The organism is Stutzerimonas stutzeri (assembly GCF_038561965.1).
GTDB lineage: Bacteria > Pseudomonadota > Gammaproteobacteria > Pseudomonadales > Pseudomonadaceae > Stutzerimonas > Stutzerimonas stutzeri_AA.
In genome coordinates this window covers 171,396-189,412 of record NZ_CP139348.1, presented here as the reverse complement: position 1 = coordinate 189,412, position 18,017 = coordinate 171,396, and the positions used below count along the sequence as shown (strand labels likewise).

19 protein-coding genes and 1 other RNA gene are annotated in these 18,017 nt (G+C 62.7%); 7 read left to right on the top strand and 13 right to left on the bottom strand.

Features of this window, described 5'->3' with window-relative positions:
• Positions 1-8: 8 nt before the first annotated feature.
• Positions 9-641, bottom strand: coding sequence for a c-type cytochrome (locus SM130_RS00845; RefSeq protein ID WP_102823956.1), 633 nt, complete (start codon positions 639-641; stop codon positions 9-11).
• A gap of 266 nt (positions 642-907) precedes the next feature.
• On the opposite strand from SM130_RS00845, the gene yihA reads away from it, so the two are divergent.
• On the top strand, positions 908-1,561 hold the full coding sequence (gene yihA / locus SM130_RS00840) for a ribosome biogenesis GTP-binding protein YihA/YsxC (RefSeq protein ID WP_102823955.1): 654 nt from the start codon (positions 908-910) through the stop codon (positions 1,559-1,561).
• Positions 1,562-1,733: 172 nt separating this feature from the next.
• Here the strand turns inward: yihA and gcvP are convergent, their stop codons facing one another.
• From gcvP to SM130_RS00790, 10 genes are all read right to left on the bottom strand, one after another.
• Complete coding sequence (gcvP, locus tag SM130_RS00835; RefSeq protein WP_102823954.1) at positions 1,734-4,610, bottom strand: aminomethyl-transferring glycine dehydrogenase; 2,877 nt, start codon at positions 4,608-4,610, stop codon at positions 1,734-1,736.
• Positions 4,611-4,669: 59 nt separating this feature from the next.
• Entirely contained in the window at positions 4,670-5,059 is a 390-nt protein-coding gene (gene gcvH, locus SM130_RS00830; protein WP_102823953.1) for a glycine cleavage system protein GcvH, read from the bottom strand.
• 52 nt (positions 5,060-5,111) lie between these two features.
• Positions 5,112-6,194 (bottom strand): glycine cleavage system aminomethyltransferase GcvT, encoded by a 1,083-nt coding sequence (gcvT, locus tag SM130_RS00825; protein ID WP_102823952.1) that lies wholly within the window; start codon positions 6,192-6,194, stop codon positions 5,112-5,114.
• A gap of 202 nt (positions 6,195-6,396) precedes the next feature.
• Entirely contained in the window at positions 6,397-8,013 is a 1,617-nt protein-coding gene (locus SM130_RS00820; protein ID WP_102823951.1) for an ABC transporter permease, read from the bottom strand.
• 118 nt (positions 8,014-8,131) lie between these two features.
• The gene (locus SM130_RS00815) at positions 8,132-9,133 is read right to left on the bottom strand and encodes an extracellular solute-binding protein (protein WP_102823950.1); all 1,002 of its coding nucleotides are present in this window, start codon (positions 9,131-9,133) and stop codon (positions 8,132-8,134) included.
• A 109-nt stretch (positions 9,134-9,242) separates the two neighbouring features.
• Entirely contained in the window at positions 9,243-10,463 is a 1,221-nt protein-coding gene (locus SM130_RS00810; protein WP_102823949.1) for a 2-octaprenyl-3-methyl-6-methoxy-1,4-benzoquinol hydroxylase, read from the bottom strand.
• The gene (locus tag SM130_RS00805) at positions 10,463-10,951 is read right to left on the bottom strand and encodes a DUF4442 domain-containing protein (protein WP_102823948.1); all 489 of its coding nucleotides are present in this window, start codon (positions 10,949-10,951) and stop codon (positions 10,463-10,465) included. The genes SM130_RS00810 and SM130_RS00805 overlap by 1 nt, the downstream gene beginning before the upstream one ends.
• A 23-nt stretch (positions 10,952-10,974) precedes the next feature.
• Positions 10,975-12,153 (bottom strand): 2-octaprenyl-6-methoxyphenyl hydroxylase, encoded by a 1,179-nt coding sequence (gene ubiH / locus SM130_RS00800; RefSeq protein WP_102823947.1) that lies wholly within the window; start codon positions 12,151-12,153, stop codon positions 10,975-10,977.
• Position 12,154: 1 nt separating this feature from the next.
• On the bottom strand, positions 12,155-13,489 hold the full coding sequence (gene pepP / locus SM130_RS00795; RefSeq protein WP_102823946.1) for a Xaa-Pro aminopeptidase: 1,335 nt from the start codon (positions 13,487-13,489) through the stop codon (positions 12,155-12,157).
• Positions 13,490-13,505: 16 nt separating this feature from the next.
• Positions 13,506-14,060 (bottom strand): YecA family protein, encoded by a 555-nt coding sequence (locus SM130_RS00790; RefSeq protein ID WP_102824609.1) that lies wholly within the window; start codon positions 14,058-14,060, stop codon positions 13,506-13,508.
• Positions 14,061-14,190: 130 nt separating this feature from the next.
• Between SM130_RS00790 and SM130_RS00785 the strand changes: the two genes are divergently transcribed.
• The 4 genes from SM130_RS00785 to SM130_RS00770 all read left to right on the top strand — a co-directional run bounded on the left by SM130_RS00785 (position 14,191) and on the right by SM130_RS00770 (position 15,532).
• Positions 14,191-14,400 carry a TIGR02449 family protein gene (locus SM130_RS00785; RefSeq protein ID WP_102823945.1) on the top strand — a complete coding sequence of 70 codons (210 nt, stop codon included), beginning with the start codon at positions 14,191-14,193 and terminating at the stop codon, positions 14,398-14,400.
• Positions 14,397-14,711, top strand: a complete 315-nt coding sequence (locus tag SM130_RS00780; protein WP_038655972.1) for a cell division protein ZapA — start codon at positions 14,397-14,399, stop codon at positions 14,709-14,711. The genes SM130_RS00785 and SM130_RS00780 overlap by 4 nt, the downstream gene beginning before the upstream one ends.
• A 33-nt stretch (positions 14,712-14,744) precedes the next feature.
• Positions 14,745-14,923, top strand: a non-coding RNA gene (gene ssrS, locus SM130_RS00775) — 6S RNA.
• A gap of 6 nt (positions 14,924-14,929) precedes the next feature.
• The gene (locus SM130_RS00770; protein ID WP_102824608.1) at positions 14,930-15,532 is read left to right on the top strand and encodes a 5-formyltetrahydrofolate cyclo-ligase; all 603 of its coding nucleotides are present in this window, start codon (positions 14,930-14,932) and stop codon (positions 15,530-15,532) included.
• A 28-nt stretch (positions 15,533-15,560) separates the two neighbouring features.
• On the opposite strand, the gene SM130_RS00765 is transcribed toward SM130_RS00770, so the two are convergent.
• Positions 15,561-15,713 carry a hypothetical protein gene (locus SM130_RS00765; RefSeq protein ID WP_181019225.1) on the bottom strand — a complete coding sequence of 51 codons (153 nt, stop codon included), beginning with the start codon at positions 15,711-15,713 and terminating at the stop codon, positions 15,561-15,563.
• 197 nt (positions 15,714-15,910) lie between these two features.
• Here SM130_RS00765 and SM130_RS00760 point away from each other — a divergent pair, with 197 nt between their 5' ends.
• A complete protein-coding gene (locus tag SM130_RS00760) occupies positions 15,911-16,360 on the top strand; it encodes an EVE domain-containing protein (RefSeq protein ID WP_102823944.1) in 450 nt (149 codons plus the stop codon).
• A gap of 13 nt (positions 16,361-16,373) precedes the next feature.
• Here SM130_RS00760 and SM130_RS00755 read toward each other — a convergent pair whose 3' ends face one another.
• Positions 16,374-16,757 (bottom strand): flagellar basal body-associated protein FliL, encoded by a 384-nt coding sequence (locus tag SM130_RS00755; RefSeq protein WP_423835156.1) that lies wholly within the window; start codon positions 16,755-16,757, stop codon positions 16,374-16,376.
• Between the two features lie 230 nt (positions 16,758-16,987).
• Between SM130_RS00755 and SM130_RS00750 the strand changes: the two genes are divergently transcribed.
• Positions 16,988-17,968 carry an NADPH:quinone oxidoreductase family protein gene (locus tag SM130_RS00750; RefSeq protein ID WP_102823942.1) on the top strand — a complete coding sequence of 327 codons (981 nt, stop codon included), beginning with the start codon at positions 16,988-16,990 and terminating at the stop codon, positions 17,966-17,968.
• Positions 17,969-18,017: the final 49 nt, after the last annotated feature.

Sequence of the window (18,017 nt, the reverse complement as noted above, 5' to 3'; positions counted from 1 at the left end):
CAATGCGATCAATGCAGGCCTTGGATGTAGCTGGACAGCGCTTCGATGTCCTTGTTGCTCAGTTTCGCAGCGATGCCACGCATGATCATGGTATCGCCGTCATTGGTGCGGTTGCCTTCGCGGAAGTCGGTCAGCTGCTTGGCGGTGTACGCCGCATGCTGTCCGCGGAGCTTGGGGAAGCCAGCCAAGTCATTGCCGACACCATTCGGCGCGTGGCAACCGGTACAGGCCGGCATACCTTGATCGAGCTTGCCACCGCGGAACAGCTTTTCACCCTCTGCGGCAAGAGCCGGATCGGCGTAACCGATGCTGCCCTTCTGGCTGGAGAAGTAGGCGGCGATGTCTTCCAGGTCCTGCTCGCTCAGCGGATCGAGCATACCGGTCATTTCCAGCACCTTGCGACCTACGCCTTCAGGAGCGCCTGGCGTGCTACCGGCCTTGATTTCATGCAGCTGCTTGAGCAGGTATCGCTCGCCCTGGCCAGCAAGTTTCGGAAAGTTCGGGGCCGGGCTGTTGCCATCGGCACCGTGGCAAGCGCCACACATTGCAACTTTGCCCTGACCAGCTTCGGCGTCTCCAGCCGCGTGGGCCATACCGGTGATGCCAAGGGTCAACAGCAGACTCACGAGTACTTTGTTCATCAGCTAATCCAACTACGGCTAAGGGTTTGAAAGGGAATTCTTCGGGTCGCGCTCGGCATAGAGCCGGGGCGACGCTCGTTATAGTGGCACGCTGGGTGTCCGCATCAAGGCGGCGTTACCGCCGCACAGGCACCCGAATCCGGCTGGATGCCACGCATGGCCCTATATCAGGCCAAAGCGCACATAAAAACTGCGGCATTATATACTCCCGTTTCTGAAACGGAAACGAACCATTGCCGCACCCGCGTGCACTCACCGGAACGACCATGCTACCGAAAAACCCGATTCTCGGCCTTTGCCAACAGGCCTCCTTCATGATCAGCGCCGCCAAGGTCGATCAGTGCCCGGCCGACGAGGGTTTGGAAGTAGCCTTCGCCGGCCGCTCCAACGCAGGCAAGTCCAGCGCGCTGAACACCCTGACCCACGCCAACCTGGCGCGCACCTCGAAGACTCCTGGCCGCACCCAACTGCTCAACTTCTTCCGCCTCGACGATGAGCGTCGCCTGGTTGACCTGCCTGGTTACGGCTACGCCAAAGTGCCGATCCCGCTCAAGCAGCACTGGCAGCGCCACCTGGAAGCCTATCTGGGCAGCCGCGAGAGCCTGGCCGGCGTGTTCTTGATGATGGACATCCGCCATCCACTGACCGAGTTCGACCGCATGATGCTGGACTGGTCCAACGCCAGCCAGATGCCGCTGCACATCCTGCTGACCAAATCAGACAAGTTGGCCTTCGGCGCAGCCAAGACTGCCTTGCTGACCATTCAGCGAGATATTCGCCAGAGGTGGGGTGAAGAGGTCAGCGTGCAGCTGTTCTCCGCACCCAAGCGTCAGGGCATCGAAGAAGCCCAATTGGTGCTGGCGAGTTGGCTGGGCCTGTTGGACGAGGCGTCCGAAGAAGAGCAAGAGCCAGAAACGTGAGTCAGCCGCAGGGTGAATGCGCTTAATCAAGCCACCCTGAAGGAATCGCTGGTGGATGTGAAAAGCGACATCCACCCTGCGAACCCCCGCCGGGGTTGAAGCGCAACACCCACCTCAATCTGAAAAAACCTGAAATCAGCGTATTACGCCGATTTCAGGCCTGCAGCGCTTCTCAGTCGCGATAGGCGTCCACTGGTACGCAGGCGCAGAACAGGTTGCGGTCGCCGTAGACATTGTCCACGCGATTTACCGCAGGCCAGTACTTGTGCGCGCGGGCATGTGCGCTCGGCGTCACCGCTTCGGCGATGCTGTACGGCCTGTCCCACTCGCCGATCACGTCGGCCAGCGTATGCGGTGCGCGCACCAGCGGGTTGTTGTCCGCCGGCCACTCACCGTCCCGCACCTTGGCAATCTCCGCGCGGATGCTCAGCATCGCTTCGACGAAACGATCCAACTCGGCTTTCGACTCGCTCTCGGTCGGCTCGATCATCAGCGTGCCAGGCACCGGGAATGACATCGTCGGCGCATGGAAGCCATAGTCCATGAGGCGCTTGGCGACGTCCTCCTCGCTGATACCGGTCTCCGCCTTGAGTGGGCGCAGGTCGAGGATGCATTCGTGGGCGACGCGGCCGTTGCGACCGGCGTAGAGCACCGGGAAGGCGCCGCCGAGGCGATTGGCCAGGTAGTTGGCGCCTAGAATGGCGACTTCCGTGGCGTCGCGCAGCTGCGGACCCATCATCGCGATATACATCCAGCTGATCGGCAGAATGCTCGCGCTACCCCAAGGCGCAGCGCTGACCGCGCCGTTGCCAGGCTGCGGACCTTCCAGCTCGATTACCGGGTGATTGGCGACGAACGGAGCCAGGTGCGCTTTGACACCAATCGGGCCCATACCGGGGCCACCGCCACCGTGGGGAATGCAGAAGGTCTTGTGCAGGTTCATGTGCGAGACGTCGGCACCGATGTCCGCCGGACGTGCCAGACCGACCTGGGCGTTGAGGTTGGCACCGTCCATGTACACCTGACCACCGTGGGCGTGGATCGCCGCGCAGATTTCGCGCACGTTCTCCTCATAAACGCCGTGAGTCGAAGGATAGGTGATCATCAGGCAGGACAGCCGATCACCCGCCTCGGCGGCCTTGCGCTTGAGGTCTTCCAGATCGACGTTGCCGCCCTTGTCGCACTCGACGATGACCACACGCATGCTGACCATCTGCGCCGAGGCGGGGTTGGTGCCATGCGCCGAGGACGGGATCAGGCAGATGTCGCGCTGCCCTTCGCCGCGGCTCTCGTGATATTTGCGGATGGCGACAAGGCCGGCGTATTCGCCCTGTGCCCCGGAGTTGGGCTGCATGCTGATCGCGTCGAAGCCGGTGATCGCACAGAGCCAGTCTTCCAGCTCATCGATCATCCGCTTGTAGCCCTGCGCCTGACCGCGCGGAACGAACGGATGCAGGTTGGCGAACTCGGCCCAGGTGATCGGAATCATCTCGCTGGTGGCGTTGAGTTTCATGGTGCAGGAGCCGAGCGGAATCATCGCCTGGTTGAGCGCCAGATCCTTGTTCTCCAGCTGTTTGAGGTAGCGCAGCATCTCGGTCTCGCTGTGGTGCGAGTTGAACACCGGATGGCTGAGGTAGCCACTTTCGCGCTGCAATGCCGCGGGAACGCCACTGGCCAACTCGCCGGCATCCAGCGCGGCAACATCGAGGCCGTGATCGGCGCCGAGGAAGATCGCCAGCAACTGCTCGACGGTACGCTCGTCGCTGGTTTCATCGAGGCTGACGCCCAACCGGCCGCGGCCGAGGATGCGCAGGTTGATCTGCGCCGCTTCGGCGCTTTCGATGATGGCGGTCTGCGCGCCACCGACCTCGAGCGTCAGGGTGTCGAAGAAATGCTGGTTGAGGCGGACGATGCCCTTCTGCTCCAGACCGGCAGCGAGGATGGCCGTCAACCGATGCACACGCTGGGCGATGCGCTTGAGGCCTTGCGGGCCGTGATACACGGCGTAGAAGCCGGCGATATTGGCCAGTAATACCTGCGCGGTGCAGATGTTGGAGTTGGCCTTCTCACGGCGGATGTGCTGTTCGCGAGTCTGCAGCGCCATACGCAATGCAGTGTTGCCGCGGGCGTCCTTGGAAACGCCGATGATGCGCCCTGGCATGCCGCGCTTGAATTCGTCACGGCTGGCGAAATACGCCGCGTGCGGACCACCGTAGCCCATCGGTACACCGAAGCGCTGGGTCGAGCCGAGTACCACGTCGGCACCCAGCTCGCCCGGTGGTGTCAGCAGCAGCAGGCTGAGCAGATCGGCCGCGACGCAGGCCAGCGCCTGCTGCGCGTGCAGCTGCTCGATGGCCGGACGCAGGTCGCGGATCTCGCCATGGGTGTCGGGATACTGCAGCAGCGCGCCGAACACATCCTGCCCGGTCAACTCGTCCAGCGTACCGACCACCAGTTCGAAGCCGAACGCCTCGGCACGGGTCTGCACCACGGAGAGCGTCTGCGGGTGGCAGTTTTCCTCGACGAAGAAGCGGTTGCTTTTGCTCTTGGCCATGCGCCGCGCCAGGGTCATGGCTTCGGCGGCAGCAGTGCCTTCGTCTAACAATGAGGCGTTGGCCAGATCGAGCCCGGTAAGGTCGATGATCATCTGCTGATAGTTCAGCAGAGCCTCCAGGCGACCCTGGGCGATCTCCGGCTGATAGGGCGTGTAGGCGGTATACCAGCCCGGGTTCTCCAGCACGTTGCGCAGGATTACCGGCGGGGTGATGGTGCCGTGGTAGCCCATGCCGATCAGGCTGGTCCAGAGCAGATTTTGTTCGGCATAGCCGTGCAGCTTGGCCAGCGCTGCCTGTTCGTCCAGCGCCGTCGGCAGACTCAGCTCACCCTGCAGGCGGATCGCCGGCGGCACGGTCTGCTCGATCAGCTGCTCGCGACTGGTCAGGCCCAGGGCGTCAAGCATGGCCTGCTGTTCGCCCTGATCCGGGCCAAGGTGGCGGCGCAGAAAGGCGTCGGATTGCTGGAGTTGGGAAAGGCTCGGCATATGCGGCATGGATGCTACTCTCGAAAAAAACAAAAGCCCCGGCAGAGCGGGGCTTTTGTGGATGATGCTTAGGCGTCGGCGTCGCAGGCGGCTTGGTAAGCGGCTGCATCAAGCAGCTTGTCCAGGTCCGACTGGTCGCTTGGCTGCAGGCGGAAGAACCAGTTGCCGTACGGATCGCTGTTGACCAGCTCCGGCGAATCGGCCAGCGCCTCGTTGATCGCGATTACCTCGCCAGAGACTGGCGCATAGATGTCGGATGCGGCTTTCACCGATTCGACCACGCCGGCTTCCTGACCGGCATTGAGCTGGCGCCCGACCTCGGGCAGCTCGACATAGACCACATCTCCCAACGCTTCCTGAGCGTGATCGGAGATGCCGACGGTGATGCTGCCGTCCGCTTCGAGACGGGCCCACTCGTGGCTGGCGGCGTAACGCAGATCGCTGGGGATATCGCTCATTGTTGTGTCCTCAAGGCTGTTGACAGCAGTCGCGCAAAACAGTCGGTCGAATTTACACCAGTACCTTGCCGTGCCGCACGAACGTCGGCTGCACCACACGCACCGGATACCACTTGCCACGAATTTCCACTTCCGCGCGCTCAGCGGTGCCGGCCGGCACGCGGGCCAGAGCGATGGACTTGCCAAGCGTAGGAGAAAAACTGCCGCTGGTAATCTCGCCATCACCGACGCCATTGACCCGTACGACCTGATGGGCACGCAGGACGCCGCGCTCTTCCAGTACGAGGCCGACCAGCTTCGGCAGGTCGTCACGCGCCCGCTCCTGCTCCAGCGCGGCACGCCCGACGAACTCACGCTCGGCCGGCTCCCAGGCCACGGTCCAGCCCATGTTGGCGGTCAGCGGCGAGACGTCTTCGGTCATGTCCTGGCCGTACAGGTTCAGGCCGGCCTCCAGACGCAGGGTGTCACGGGCGCCGAGACCGATCGGCGGAATGCCGGCGCCGACCAGTTCGCTGAGAAAATCGGGCGCCTGCTCGGCCGGCAGGATGATTTCCAAGCCGTCTTCGCCGGTATAGCCAGTACGCCCGATGAACCAGTCGCCCTCGGCCATGCCTTGGAATGGCTTGAGCTCCTGAATCAGCGCAGCCCGATTCTGGTTGAGCAATTCGGCTGTCCGCGCCCGCGCATGGGGGCCCTGGATCGCCAGCATGGCCAAGTCCGGACGCTCCTTGACCTCGACCGCGAAGCCGGTCGCCTGCTGCTGCATCCAGGCCAGATCCTTGTCGCGGGTGCTGGCATTGACCACCAGGCGGTAACCCCAACTGGTCAGGTAGACAATCAGGTCATCGATCACGCCGCCGCGCTCGTTGAGCATCGCGGTGTATAGCGCTCGGCCTGTACTTTTCAGGCGCGTCACGTCGTTGGCCAGCAGGTGTTGCAGGAAGGTTGTGGCCTGCTCGCCAGCCACATCGACGACGGTCATGTGCGAGACGTCGAACACTCCGCAGTCACGTCGCACCTGATGATGCTCTTCTACTTGGGAGCCGTAGTGCAGTGGCATGTCCCAGCCACCGAAGTCGACCATCTTGGCACCAAGCGCAAGGTGCTGATCGTAGAGGGGAGTACGCTGACCCATGGGTTTCTCCTTCCGGGCAGGTCGCCGAATCGGCATTGGAAAAGTCAGTAAAGCCGGGCTCTGCGGGGACCGGCGACTTTCGAATGGCGCGCATTGTAGCCCCAAGGTGGCGGCAGGTCACGGCGCTTCAGGCAACAGCGGACTGGAGGTCCAACCGCGGCTAAACCGTGGCCCCAGCGCCTTGCAGGTAAACGCTGCGCGACTAGCCGATCCGTCTCGCTGATCGGCGAATCAGCAGCACTACCGGCAACAACCCCACCAACACCAGGGTCAGCGCCGGCAGCGAGGCACGGGCCCACTCGCCTTCGCTGGTCATCTCGAAAATACGCACGGCCAGGGTGTCCCAGCCGAACGGACGCATCAGCAAGGTAGCCGGCATTTCCTTGAGTACATCGACGAACACCAGCAGCGCCGCGCTGAGAGTGCCAGGCAACAGTAAGGGCAGGTAAACACGAATGAACAACGCCGGACCACCGACACCAAGGCTGCGCGCTGCTTGCGGCAGTGAAGGGCGAATCCGCGCCAGCGCATTCTCCAGCGGTCCGAAGGCAACCGCCATGAAGCGAATCAGATAGGCCAGCAGCAACGCCCCGAGACTACCGAGCAGGATCGGCTTGCCCGCCCCGCCCAACCAGCTCGACAGCGGGATCACCATATGCCGGTCCAGGTAGCTGAACGCCAACATGATCGATACCGCCAGCACCGAACCCGGCAGGGCGTAGCCGAGGTTGGCCAGGCTGACGGCACTGCGGATCGAGCGCACCGGCGCCTGACGCCGAGCGAAGGCCAGCAGCAGCGCCACGGTCACAGTGATCAGCGCAGCCATGCCGCCGAGGTAGAGCGTGTGCAGAATCAGGCCGGCGTAGCGCTCGTCAAGATCGAAGCGACCGCGCTGCCACAGCCAGACGAGTAGCTGCAGCACCGGAATGACAAAGGCGCAGAGAAACACCAAGCCGCACCAGGCGCTGGCAGCGAAAGCCTTTACGCCGGTAAGGCGATAGAGCGCCGCGGAACGGGCCCGCTCGTTGGCCGGCCGCGCCGCACCGCGTGCGCGGCGCTCACCGTACAGCACCAGCATCACCGCGAGCAGCAGCAGACTGGCCAGCTGCGTCGCGCTGGTCAGACTGAAGAAGCCGTACCACGTCTTGTAGATTGCCGTGGTGAAGGTATCGAAGTTGAATACCGATACCGCCCCGAAGTCTGCCAGGGTTTCCATCATCGCCAGGGCCAGACCGGCACCAACAGCCGGGCGCGCCATCGGCAACGCGACCCGCCAGAACGCCTGCCAGGGTGACTGGCCAAGTACCCGCGCTGCTTCCATGAGCCCCTTGCCCTGGGCGAGGAATGCCGATCGCGCCAGCAGATAGACGTAGGGATAGAACACCAGCACCAGCACCGTGATAACGCCACCGGTTGAGCGCACCCGCGGGAAGCGGATGCCGCTGCCAAACCACTCACGCGCCAGGCTTTGCACTGGCCCTGCGAAATCGAGCAGGCCGATGAAGACGAAGGCCAGCACGTAGGCCGGAATTGCGAACGGCAGCATCAGCGCCCAATCGAGCCAGCGGCGCCCGGGAAATTCGCACAATGCGGTCAGCCAGGCGAGGCTGACGCCGAGCACTACCACGCCGATGCCCACGCCAAGCACCAGTGTCAGCGTATTGCCCAGCAGGCGCGGCATCTGGGTGTCCCACAGGTGCGACCATATCTCGGTATCGATACTGCTCCAGCTGAACAACAAAATGCTCAGTGGCAGCAACACCAAGGCTGCAACAGCGAAAGTGATGGGGTACCAGCGGCGCTCGACGGGATGGGACACTCAAGCCTCGACAGCTAAAAAAACAACGCCCCGGACCAGGCCGGGGCGCCGAGTATAACCGCAGCGGCAAACGTGGCGGCCGGAGCCGCACGTCACCGCTGCAAGCGCGGAGGGCTGATCAGTTCCAGCCAGCGCGATCCATCAGCTTGATGGCTTCGGCCTGGCGCTTGCCGGCCACTTCCACCGGAATGGTATCGGCCTTGAACTCGCCCCATGCTGCCACTTCGGCAGACGGTTTCACGCTGGCATTGGCCGGGTATTCCATGTTGATGTCGGCGAAGATGCTCTGCGCTTCTTCACTGGTCATCCACTCCACAAGCTTGCGAGCAGCTTCTGGATGCGGTGCATGCTTGGTCAGGCCGATACCCGACAGGTTGACGTGCACGCCGCGGTCGTTCTGGTTCGGCCAGAACAGCTTGGCCTTCAGCTGCGGGTTCTGCGCGTGCAGACGACCGAAGTAGTAGGTGTTGACGATGCCGGCATCGCACTGGCCGGCGTCGACAGCCTGCACCAGCGCCGTGTCGTCGGCGAAGACGTCGGTAGCAAGATTGCCAACCCAGCCCTTGATGATCTGCTCGGTCTTCTCGGCGCCATGGGTTTCGATCATGGTGGCGGTCAGCGACTGGTTGTAGACCTTCTTGCTGGTACGCAGGCACAGACGGCCGTCCCAGCGCTCATCAGCCAGCGCCTCGTAGGTGCTCAGCTCACCTTCCTTGACCCGCTCCGGGGAGTAGACGATGGTCCGTGCGCGCAGCGACAGGCCAGTCCAGGCGTCATTGGAGGAACGGTACTGGGCAGGGATGTTGTCCTTGACCACCTGGGAGTTGAGCGGCTGCAGAAGGCCCATTTCCTCGGCTTGCCAGAGGTTGCCACCATCGACGGTCAACAGCAGGTCCGCCGGAGTGTTCGCGCCTTCGGCCTTGATGCGGGCCATCAGCGGGGCTTCCTTGTCGGTGATGAACTTGATCGCGACGCCGGTTTTCTGGGTGTAAGCGTCGAACACCGGCTTGATCAGTTCGTCGATGCGCGAGGAGTAAACCACCACTTCGTCGGCAGCCTGGACAGCACCCGATAGCGCCGTGAGCGTCAGGGCGGCGAGTAAACCTTTGCTTGCCTGCATGGAACAGCCTCTTGGTGAGTTGGAAACAGAGGCTGAATAGTAGTGAATGTTATTTACCTTCTCAATGCGACAAATCGTGCCGTAACGTTTTGTAAATATCAATCTGATATCAGGGGCGGGCCAGCTCGGGCAGATCGCCAGTCAACCCGAGCGCCTGGCGAACAAAAACCGCTTTCGCTTCTGGCAATGCCTGCACCGTCTTCAAGCCCATATTGCGCAGCCAGCGCAGCGGCAGGGGATCGGCCTGAAACAATCGCTCGAAGCCTTCCATTGCAGCCATCATCGCCAGGTTGTGCGGCATCCGCCGGCGCTCGAAGCGGCTCAGCACCTGCACATCGGCCACCCGCTCGCCGCGCGCAACTGCCGCCTTGAGCACTTCGGCCAGCACGGCTGCGTCCAGCAGACCCAGGTTCACGCCCTGCCCCGCCAGCGGATGAATGGTATGCGCCGCATCACCGATCAACGCCAGACCAGGCTGCACGTAGCGTTTGGCGTGGCGCTGACGCAGCGGGATGCACAGACGAGGATCGGCTTCGAGCACTTCGCCCAGGCGTTCCTCGAAGGCGCGCCCAAGCGCCTTACGGAACGCCACGTCATCCAGCGCCATCAACCGTGTGGCCTCGGTCTCGGTGACCGACCAGACGATCGAGCACCAGTGCCGATCGCCATCGCGTTCGAGCGGCAGAAACGCCAGGGGGCCGTCATCGGTGAATCGTTGCCAGGCCGTACGCTGATGAGGCTCGCGGCAGCGCACGCTGGTGACGATCGCTTGGTGCAGATAATCCCACTCGCGGGTTTCACACCCTGCCAGACGGCGTATCGCCGAACTGGCGCCATCTGCCGCGATCAGCAATGCAGTGTGCAGTTCGCGACCGTCGGCGAGCGTCAGCTGCCAGCCCTCATCCGTGCGCGCCAGCTGCTCGACGCGGGCATTGCCGATCAGCCGCACCTGACCATGGCGCTGCATGGTTTCCAACAGGGCATCCTGCACAACCCGGTTCTCGACGATATGACCGAGCACTTCGGCATGCACCGTTTCGGCGGAAAAGTGGATCTGCCCGGTGCCGGAACCATCCCAGACGTGCATATCGGTGTACGGGCTGACTCGCCGCGCAGCCATACCAGGCCAGGCGCCAACCCGCTGCAGGACGCGCTGGCTGGCGGCGGACAGCGCACTGACCCGTGGCTCGAAACCGCCCTGCGGATTGAAGGCGACAACCTCGAGCGGGCTCGCATCGAGCACGACGATGTCCAGTCCGCAGCCTTCGAGGGCGAGCGCCAGCGTACTGCCGACCATACCGGCGCCAACGATGATCAGATCCGCATGCATCACTTCTCTCCTGGCTGCCGCGTACGCGGCTTGAGTCTTATATAGAGGGTCTTCTGCACCCGAGCCACCAACGTGCCCTCGCCGTCGCGCACTTCGACATGCATTCTGGGCAGGTACTTACCGCCGTCAGCCGTGTGCGCGCGGATTTCATCCAGCAGCTTGTCGCTGATCGCAAAGTCGGCATACACGGCGCCGCGTCCGGGACTGACGAATTCTATGTTGGCCGCCTTGTCCCAGACGATGTAGTCACGGCCGAGATTCTCCATCAGCATCAGCACGAAGAACGGGTCGACCATCGAATACAACGAGCCGCCGAACTGCGTGCCGACATAGTTGCGGTTGTACCAGCGCAACACCATCTTTACCTGAACCAGACGCAGATCAGCGCTGATGTGCCGCACCCGTACACCCGCACCGATGTATGGCGGGTAGAAATTCATGGCCCAGCGCAGAAACCGCGCCTTGCGCGCCAAACGGGAGCCGCTCATGCAGAGTCCTTTGGTTGCGGCGCTCAGCCAGCGCGAGTACCCAGACCCATGGCCTGACGCGCGAACCAGCGCTTGGCGGTGGGCATCAGGTCCAGCCCGAGCAGGCCGAGATTACGGCCGGCGGCGACCAGGCGCCCGGAGTCGACGAACAGCCGGGTGACCTGATCGGAAAAGCCGACGGTCATGCGCTGATCCATGCGCTGCCTGCTCGCATAGGTCTGCAGCACCGTCAGGTCACCCAGCGGCGCATCGCTGTTCAGCAAGCCGGCACTCAGCGCGTCCACATCACGCAGCGACAGGTTATAGCCCTGCCCAGCGATCGGGTGCAGGCTATGCGCCGCGTTGCCCAGTACCACCAGGCCGGAGCGGACCTGCTCCTCGGCCTCGATCAGCGTCAGCGGATACAGGTGTCGAGCGCCGACCTGCTGCAACGCCCCCAGGCGATAGCCGAAAGCCTCCTGCAGCTCAGCGAGAAAGACTGCCTCATGCGCCTGCGCCAGGTGCGCAGCGTCAGCCTGAGCGCGCGTCCACACCAGGGCGCAGCGATCATCCGGCAACGGCAGCAACGCCATCGGACCGTCTTCGGTGAAACGTTCGAAGGCCAAACCGCCGTGTGGCTTGCCTGGGGTAATATTGGCGATCAGTGCGGTCTGGCCATAGGGCCGTCGCGACACGTGGATTCCGAGCTGCTCACGCAAACCGGAGCGGCCGCCATCAGCCAGCACGGTCAGGTCGCATTCCAGGCGCTGCCCGTCGGTGAAGCTCAGTCGATAGCCCGCAGCGCTGGGCTCCAGCCGCTCGACCTCGGCCGGACAGTGGCGGGTTACCACCTCGTCGTCCAGCGCTTGCCACAGGCAATGGCCGATCCAGGCGTTCTCCACCACATAACCCAACGCCTCGACACCTTCGCTAGCACAATCAAGCCGTGCAGCACCGAAGCGGCCACGTTCGGATACATGGATGCGCAGAATCGGCTCAGCACGCTCGGCAATCTGCTCCCAAATCCCTAGGCGCTGATAGATCAGCCGCGTGCCGTAGGACAACGCCGTGGAGCGCGCGTCATAGCTCGGCTGGTACTCGTGGCCCGGCTCAAACGGCTCGATCAGGTGAATTTGCCAGCCACGCTCGCGCGCGCCATTTTGCAAGGCCAGCGCAAGACTGGCGCCGACCAACCCACCGCCGATGATCGCCAGGCTTTGCATATCAGGCGACCTGCTCGCGAGCGGCGGCCATCAGCGCCTCGATCTCGGCGACACTTTTCGGCACGCCGTTAGTAAGAATTTCGCAGCCGGTTCGCGTTACCACCACATCATCCTCGATGCGCACGCCAATGCCGCGCCACTTCTTGGCAACGTTCTGATTGTCCACAGCGATATAGATGCCGGGTTCGACGGTCATCGCCATGCCCGGCTCAAGCACGCGCCACTCGCCACCGATCTTGTAGTCGCCGACGTCGTGCACATCCATGCCCAGCCAGTGGCCGGCACGGTGCATATAGAACGCCTTGTAGGCTTCGCCGGCGATCAGCTCGTCGACCTCACCCTGCAGCAGCCCCAGCTCCACCAGCCCGGCGGTGATTACCCGGACCGTGGCTTCGTGCGCTTCGTTCCAGTGCTTGCCTGGCGCAATATGCTTGAAGGCTTCCTCGTTGGCCGCCAGCACAAGTTCGTAAATCGCCTTCTGCTCCGGCGAGAAACGCCCGTTGACCGGGAAGGTGCGGGTGATATCGCTGGCGTAGCATTCGATCTCGCAACCGGCATCGATCAGCACCAGATCGCCATCCTTCAGCGCTGCATCGTTTTCGCGGTAGTGCAGGATGCAGGCGTTGCGTCCGGCAGCGACGATCGAGCCGTACGCCGGCATTTTCGCGCCGCCTTTGCGGAATTCGTAATCCAGTTCGGCTTCCAGGTGATATTCGAACAGGCCGGAACGGCTGGCCTGCATGGCGCGAATATGCGCACGGGCGGAAATCTCCGCCGCGTGCTTCATCACCTTCACCTCGTTGCTCGATTTGAACAGACGCAGGTCATGCAGAAGATGATCGAGCGCGACGAACTCGCTGGGCGGCTGTGCGCCTTGGCGCGCCTGGGTGCGAATGGTCTTGATCCACTCCATCAGCCGATGATCGAAGGCTTCGTTGGTGCCGATGGCGTAGTACACCCGCGCGCGACCCTCGATCAGCCCGGGAAGAATGTCGTCGATATCGCCGATGGGAAAGGCATCGTCGGCGCCGTACTCCTTGATGGCGCCGTCCTGCCCGGCGCGCAGGCCGTCCCAAAGCTCGCGCTCAGGGTCTCGCTCACGACAGAACAGCACATATTCGCCGTGCTCGCGGCCGGGGATCAGCGCGATCACCGCCTCCGGCTCGGGAAAGCCGGAGAGGTACTGGAAGTCACTGTCCTGACGGTAGACATGCTCGACATCGCGGTTGCGGATGTACATCGGCGCCGCCGGCAGAATGGCGATGCTGTTGGGTTCCATCTGCTCCATCAGCGCTTTGCGCCGACGGGCGTATTCCGATTTCGGGATGCGAGTCATGGGCAGAACGGTTTCCTCAATGCAGGGAGGGTTTCGGCGCAGCGGGAAGCGGCTGGGCGCACTCGGTGAATAGCAGCAGTGGCGCTACACGCAGGTACTCCATCACCTCCATGTAGTCGGTCTCGCCGTCCTCTGATTCTTCCAGCGAGTCCTGGATCTGCGCGATGGCGGACAAGTCCTGCAGCACTTCCATGGCTTCACTGCTCAGCGCACGATCACCGGCGGCCAGGCCAAACCCGGCGAGAAAGCCCTGGCACCACTGACCGAGCGCAATGGCCCGCTCACCCAGTGGCGCATCGTCGCTGGGCAGCAGCAGCACAACGGCGATGTCGTCGCCGGCGAGCTCGCCTTTGACCATCTCCTGCAGGCCAATCAATGCCTGACGAATGTTGTCCTGCGGAGCTTCGCCGAGCAGGTCCGAGGCATCGGTCAGCCAGGGTTCGACATCGAAACCTGCGCCGGCGCAACTGCGCCCAAGCAACAGGCCATGCAGCTCGGCGGGAGAAACGGTTTGCGGGGTGCCCGCCAGAAGTGTGGCGAAGGCGGCATACGGGGAATTCTGAATGGACATGGCGGCTAGGCGCACGATGGCGCAATGACTAGAATGAAGGCTTCGTATCCTAGCACCGGCGGCCGCGGCAAGACCATCGAAGGCCCCGGCCATCGCCTCCGTCTTCATCAGTGCCCCCAACAGGAATCCCATGGAAGACGCCGATCTGAAAGCGCTGACCAGCAAGCTGGAGCAGCTGATTCAGCGCATCGAACAGCTCAAGGCGCAGAACCACCTGCTGCTGAGCAACGAGCGGACGTGGCGTGAAGAGCGCGCTCATCTGATCGAAAAGAACGAAATGGCCCGCTTGAAGGTCGAATCGATGATTTCGCGCCTGAAAGCCCTGGAGCAGGACTCATGACCCAGCCGAACACCGTTACCGTACACATCATGGACAAGGAATATTGCATAGCCTGTCCGTCAGAGGAACGCAGCAATCTGGAGGGTGCGGCCCGTTACCTGGATCGCAAGATGCGCGAGATTCGCAGCAGCGGCAAAGTCATCGGCGCCGATCGCGTGGCGGTGATGGCAGCCCTGAACATCACCCACGAACTGCTGCACAAACACGACCGCCTCGACGCCGAAGCCAGCAGCGCGCGCGAACATGTGCGCATGCTCCTGGAGCGCGTCGACAGCGCACTGGCCACCGATCCAAACCCTTCCGGCAACTGATCAACGGTAGCCGGTTTGCGTTATACTGCGCCCAACTCCCTGGCATGTTCGCCAGTCGGCGATGACCCTCTCCCGATAAGCAATACCATGGAGGCTACACGTGGTGCCGGTGTGCATGTCCGCCTGACGGAAAGCCTTAAGGTACTCTGTAGTCGCCACCTTGAACTCTCGGGTTCAAGGGCCTACGCTGGCAGCGGCATGCTGGGGAGCCACTTCTGATGATCGTAGCCGAAGGCCTTTCGCGCCAAGCGCTACGTCGCAAGCTGCGCCAAACCCGGCGCCAACTTTCGCCCGCCCAGCAACGCCTGGCAGCGCGCAAACTCTACCGACAATTGGCTCAGCACCGCCTGTTTCGCCGCGCCCGACATATCGCCCTTTATCTGCCCAACGATGGCGAAATCGATCCGCGCCTGCTTCTGCGCGCCGCTCAACGTCGCGGCAAAGCGACCTATCTTCCGGTGCTGAATCCCTGGCCCCGCACGCGCATGGTGTTCCAACGCATCAAGCCCGGCGAGCGACTGCGGCGAAACCGTTTCGGCATTTTCGAACCGGTCATCCGCGTCGCGCGGCAACGCCCGGTTTGGGCTCTCGATCTGCTGCTGATGCCGCTGGTGGGCTTCGACGGCAAGGGTGGACGACTGGGAATGGGCGGCGGGTTCTATGACCGCAGCCTGGCATACCGCGCCATGCGCAAAAAAAGTCACAAACCGACACTACTGGGCCTGGCCCATGAGTGCCAGAGAGTCGACAGGCTTCCGCTGGAAAGTTGGGATGTGCCCATTCAGGGCACCGTGACGGACCAGGGCTGGTACGCCGGTTAATCGAGGGCCGCATCCTTGCGGCATCTGTTCATCGCTGCCGGGCTTGCTGCACCTGGATGATCGGAGCCATGCCGGCCGCGCCATCCTGCTGCTCCCATAGGCTTTGCGTATAGCCCGTCGTGACTACGCCCAGGCCAAAGATGAAGACCAAAATCCACAGAATATCGGGCTTACGTTTCATTTGTGTTCGCCTCCCCCTACCAGGCGAAATGCTTGCGTCGAGTCGGTGTGAATTATCGTTCTAGGACTCGATAGGCCACCTTACAGCCGCGGCATTTTCCGTGAAGCTTCGGCACCGCGCAAACAGGTATTGCAGCCGACTGTCGGAGATTTTGCCATCATGGTCTGATCGAACCGACTGACAGGGGAGCAAGGTTCATGCCTTATTGGCTAATGAAGTCCGAACCGGACGAATTTTCCATCTTGGACCTGAAAAAGAGGGGTCACGGGCGCTGGGACGGCGTGCGCAACTACCAGGCGCGAAATTTCCTGCGCCAGATGAAGGAAGGCGACCAGTTCTTCTTCTACCACTCCAGTTGCGCCGAACCCGGCATTGCCGGAATTGGCAGAATCAGTCGCAGCGCCTACCCCGATCCTACTGCGCTCGACCCTGCCAGTCCTTATCACGATGCCAAGGCTCGCGACGAAGCCAATCCGTGGAGCGCGGTCGATGTGGAGTTCGTTGAAGCCTTCATGTTGCCCTTGAAGCTGGCCCGCCTGAAAGCTGAGCCAGCCCTGCAGGAGCTGGCGCTGGTGAAGAAAGGCAGCCGTCTCTCGGTAATGCCTGTCAACGAAGACGAGTGGCAGGCGGTACTGGCGATGCGCTGAGCAAGCGACTGATTTACTGGATGATCAGATTGTTGAACAGCAGATCATCGACCAGCGGCTTGCCCTCTTCCTGTTCGAGCACCTCGCGCACCTGCCTCAACGCTTCCTGGCGGAGCTGCTCCTTGGCTTCCGGGCCGCTTAACGTTTCGTCGGTCTGCTCGGAGAACAGCATCACCAGCTGATGACGAATCAGCGGCTCGTGATGCTTGACGCGGTCTTCCACCTCTTTGCTGGAGATGCGCAGCGCCACATCTGCCTTGTAGTACTTGAGGCGCTCGCCCGCACCATAGTTGCCGACCATGGCCGGTACCAGTGCGTAGTAGAGCGCTTGCGGTGCCGCCTCTTCAGCCGAGTCTTGCGCAACGGCTGGCCCGACAAGCGCGAGGCCGAACAACAGGGTAATCAGATACTTCACGGACAGCACTCCAGGGGAAATCTGCGCCAGCATAACCAGTAGCCGCAACGCACCCAAGCCTATCGCGCAACCGCCGCAACTTATACGCCGCCATTACAGCGGACGATGCTGATTGCCTCTCTGAACAACGCTCCTAGACTGGATAGTCCTGAGCAGTCGAGCCATCCATCTCGGGCGGCCAAGCGCCCGACCAGTCAAACAAGGAAAAAGCGATGAAAGCCGTTCTGTGCAAAAGCTTCGGTCCACCCGAAAGTCTGGTTCTCGAGGATGCCCCCTCCCCTCAGATCAAACCGAGCGAGATCCTGCTCGACGTGCATGCCGCCGGGGTGAATTTCCCCGACACGCTGATGATCGAGGGCAAGTACCAGTTCAAGCCACCCTTCCCGTTCTCGCCCGGCGGCGAGGCGGCTGGCATAGTTGCCGCGGTTGGTGAGAAGGTCAGCCACCTCAAGGTCGGCGATCGGGTCATGGCGCTGACCGGCTGGGGCAGCTTCGCCGAGCAGGTGGCCGTCGCAGGCAGCAATGCCCTGCCGATCCCGCCGAGCATGGACTTCGAGACTGCAGCGGCCTTCAGCATGACCTACGGCACCTCCATGCATGCGCTCACGCAGCGCGCCAATCTGCAGCCAGGAGAAACGCTGCTGGTGCTAGGTGCTTCCGGCGGTGTCGGCCTGGCTGCCGTGGAGATCGGCAAGGCCATGGGCGCTCGAGTCATCGCGGCCGCCTCCAGCGCCGATAAGCTGGACGTGGCGAAGAATGCCGGAGCCGACGAACTGGTCAATTACAGCGAAGGCAGCCTGAAGGAGCGCCTTAAGGAACTCACCGGTGGCCAGGGCGTGGATGTGATCTATGACCCGGTGGGCGGCACACTGTTCGAGGAAGCCTTCCGCAGCATCGCCTGGAATGGTCGCATGCTGGTGGTGGGATTTGCCGCCGGCGGGGATATCCCGGCGTTGCCGGCCAACTTGCCGCTACTCAAGGGCGCCGCGCTGATCGGCGTGTTCTGGGGCGCGTTCGCACAACGTCAGCCGCAGGACAACGCGGCAAACTTCCGCCAGCTGTTCGCCTGGCATGCCGAAGGCAAGCTCAAGCCGCTGGTATCGCAACGCTTTGCCTTGCAGGACACTGGCAAGGCCATCGCCACGCTGGGCCAGCGTAAGGCGGTCGGCAAGCTGGTGGTGCAGGTGCGCTAACGCGCAGCCGCCGGGGGTGTGCAGGAAGCGTCAGACGCTTCCTGCACGA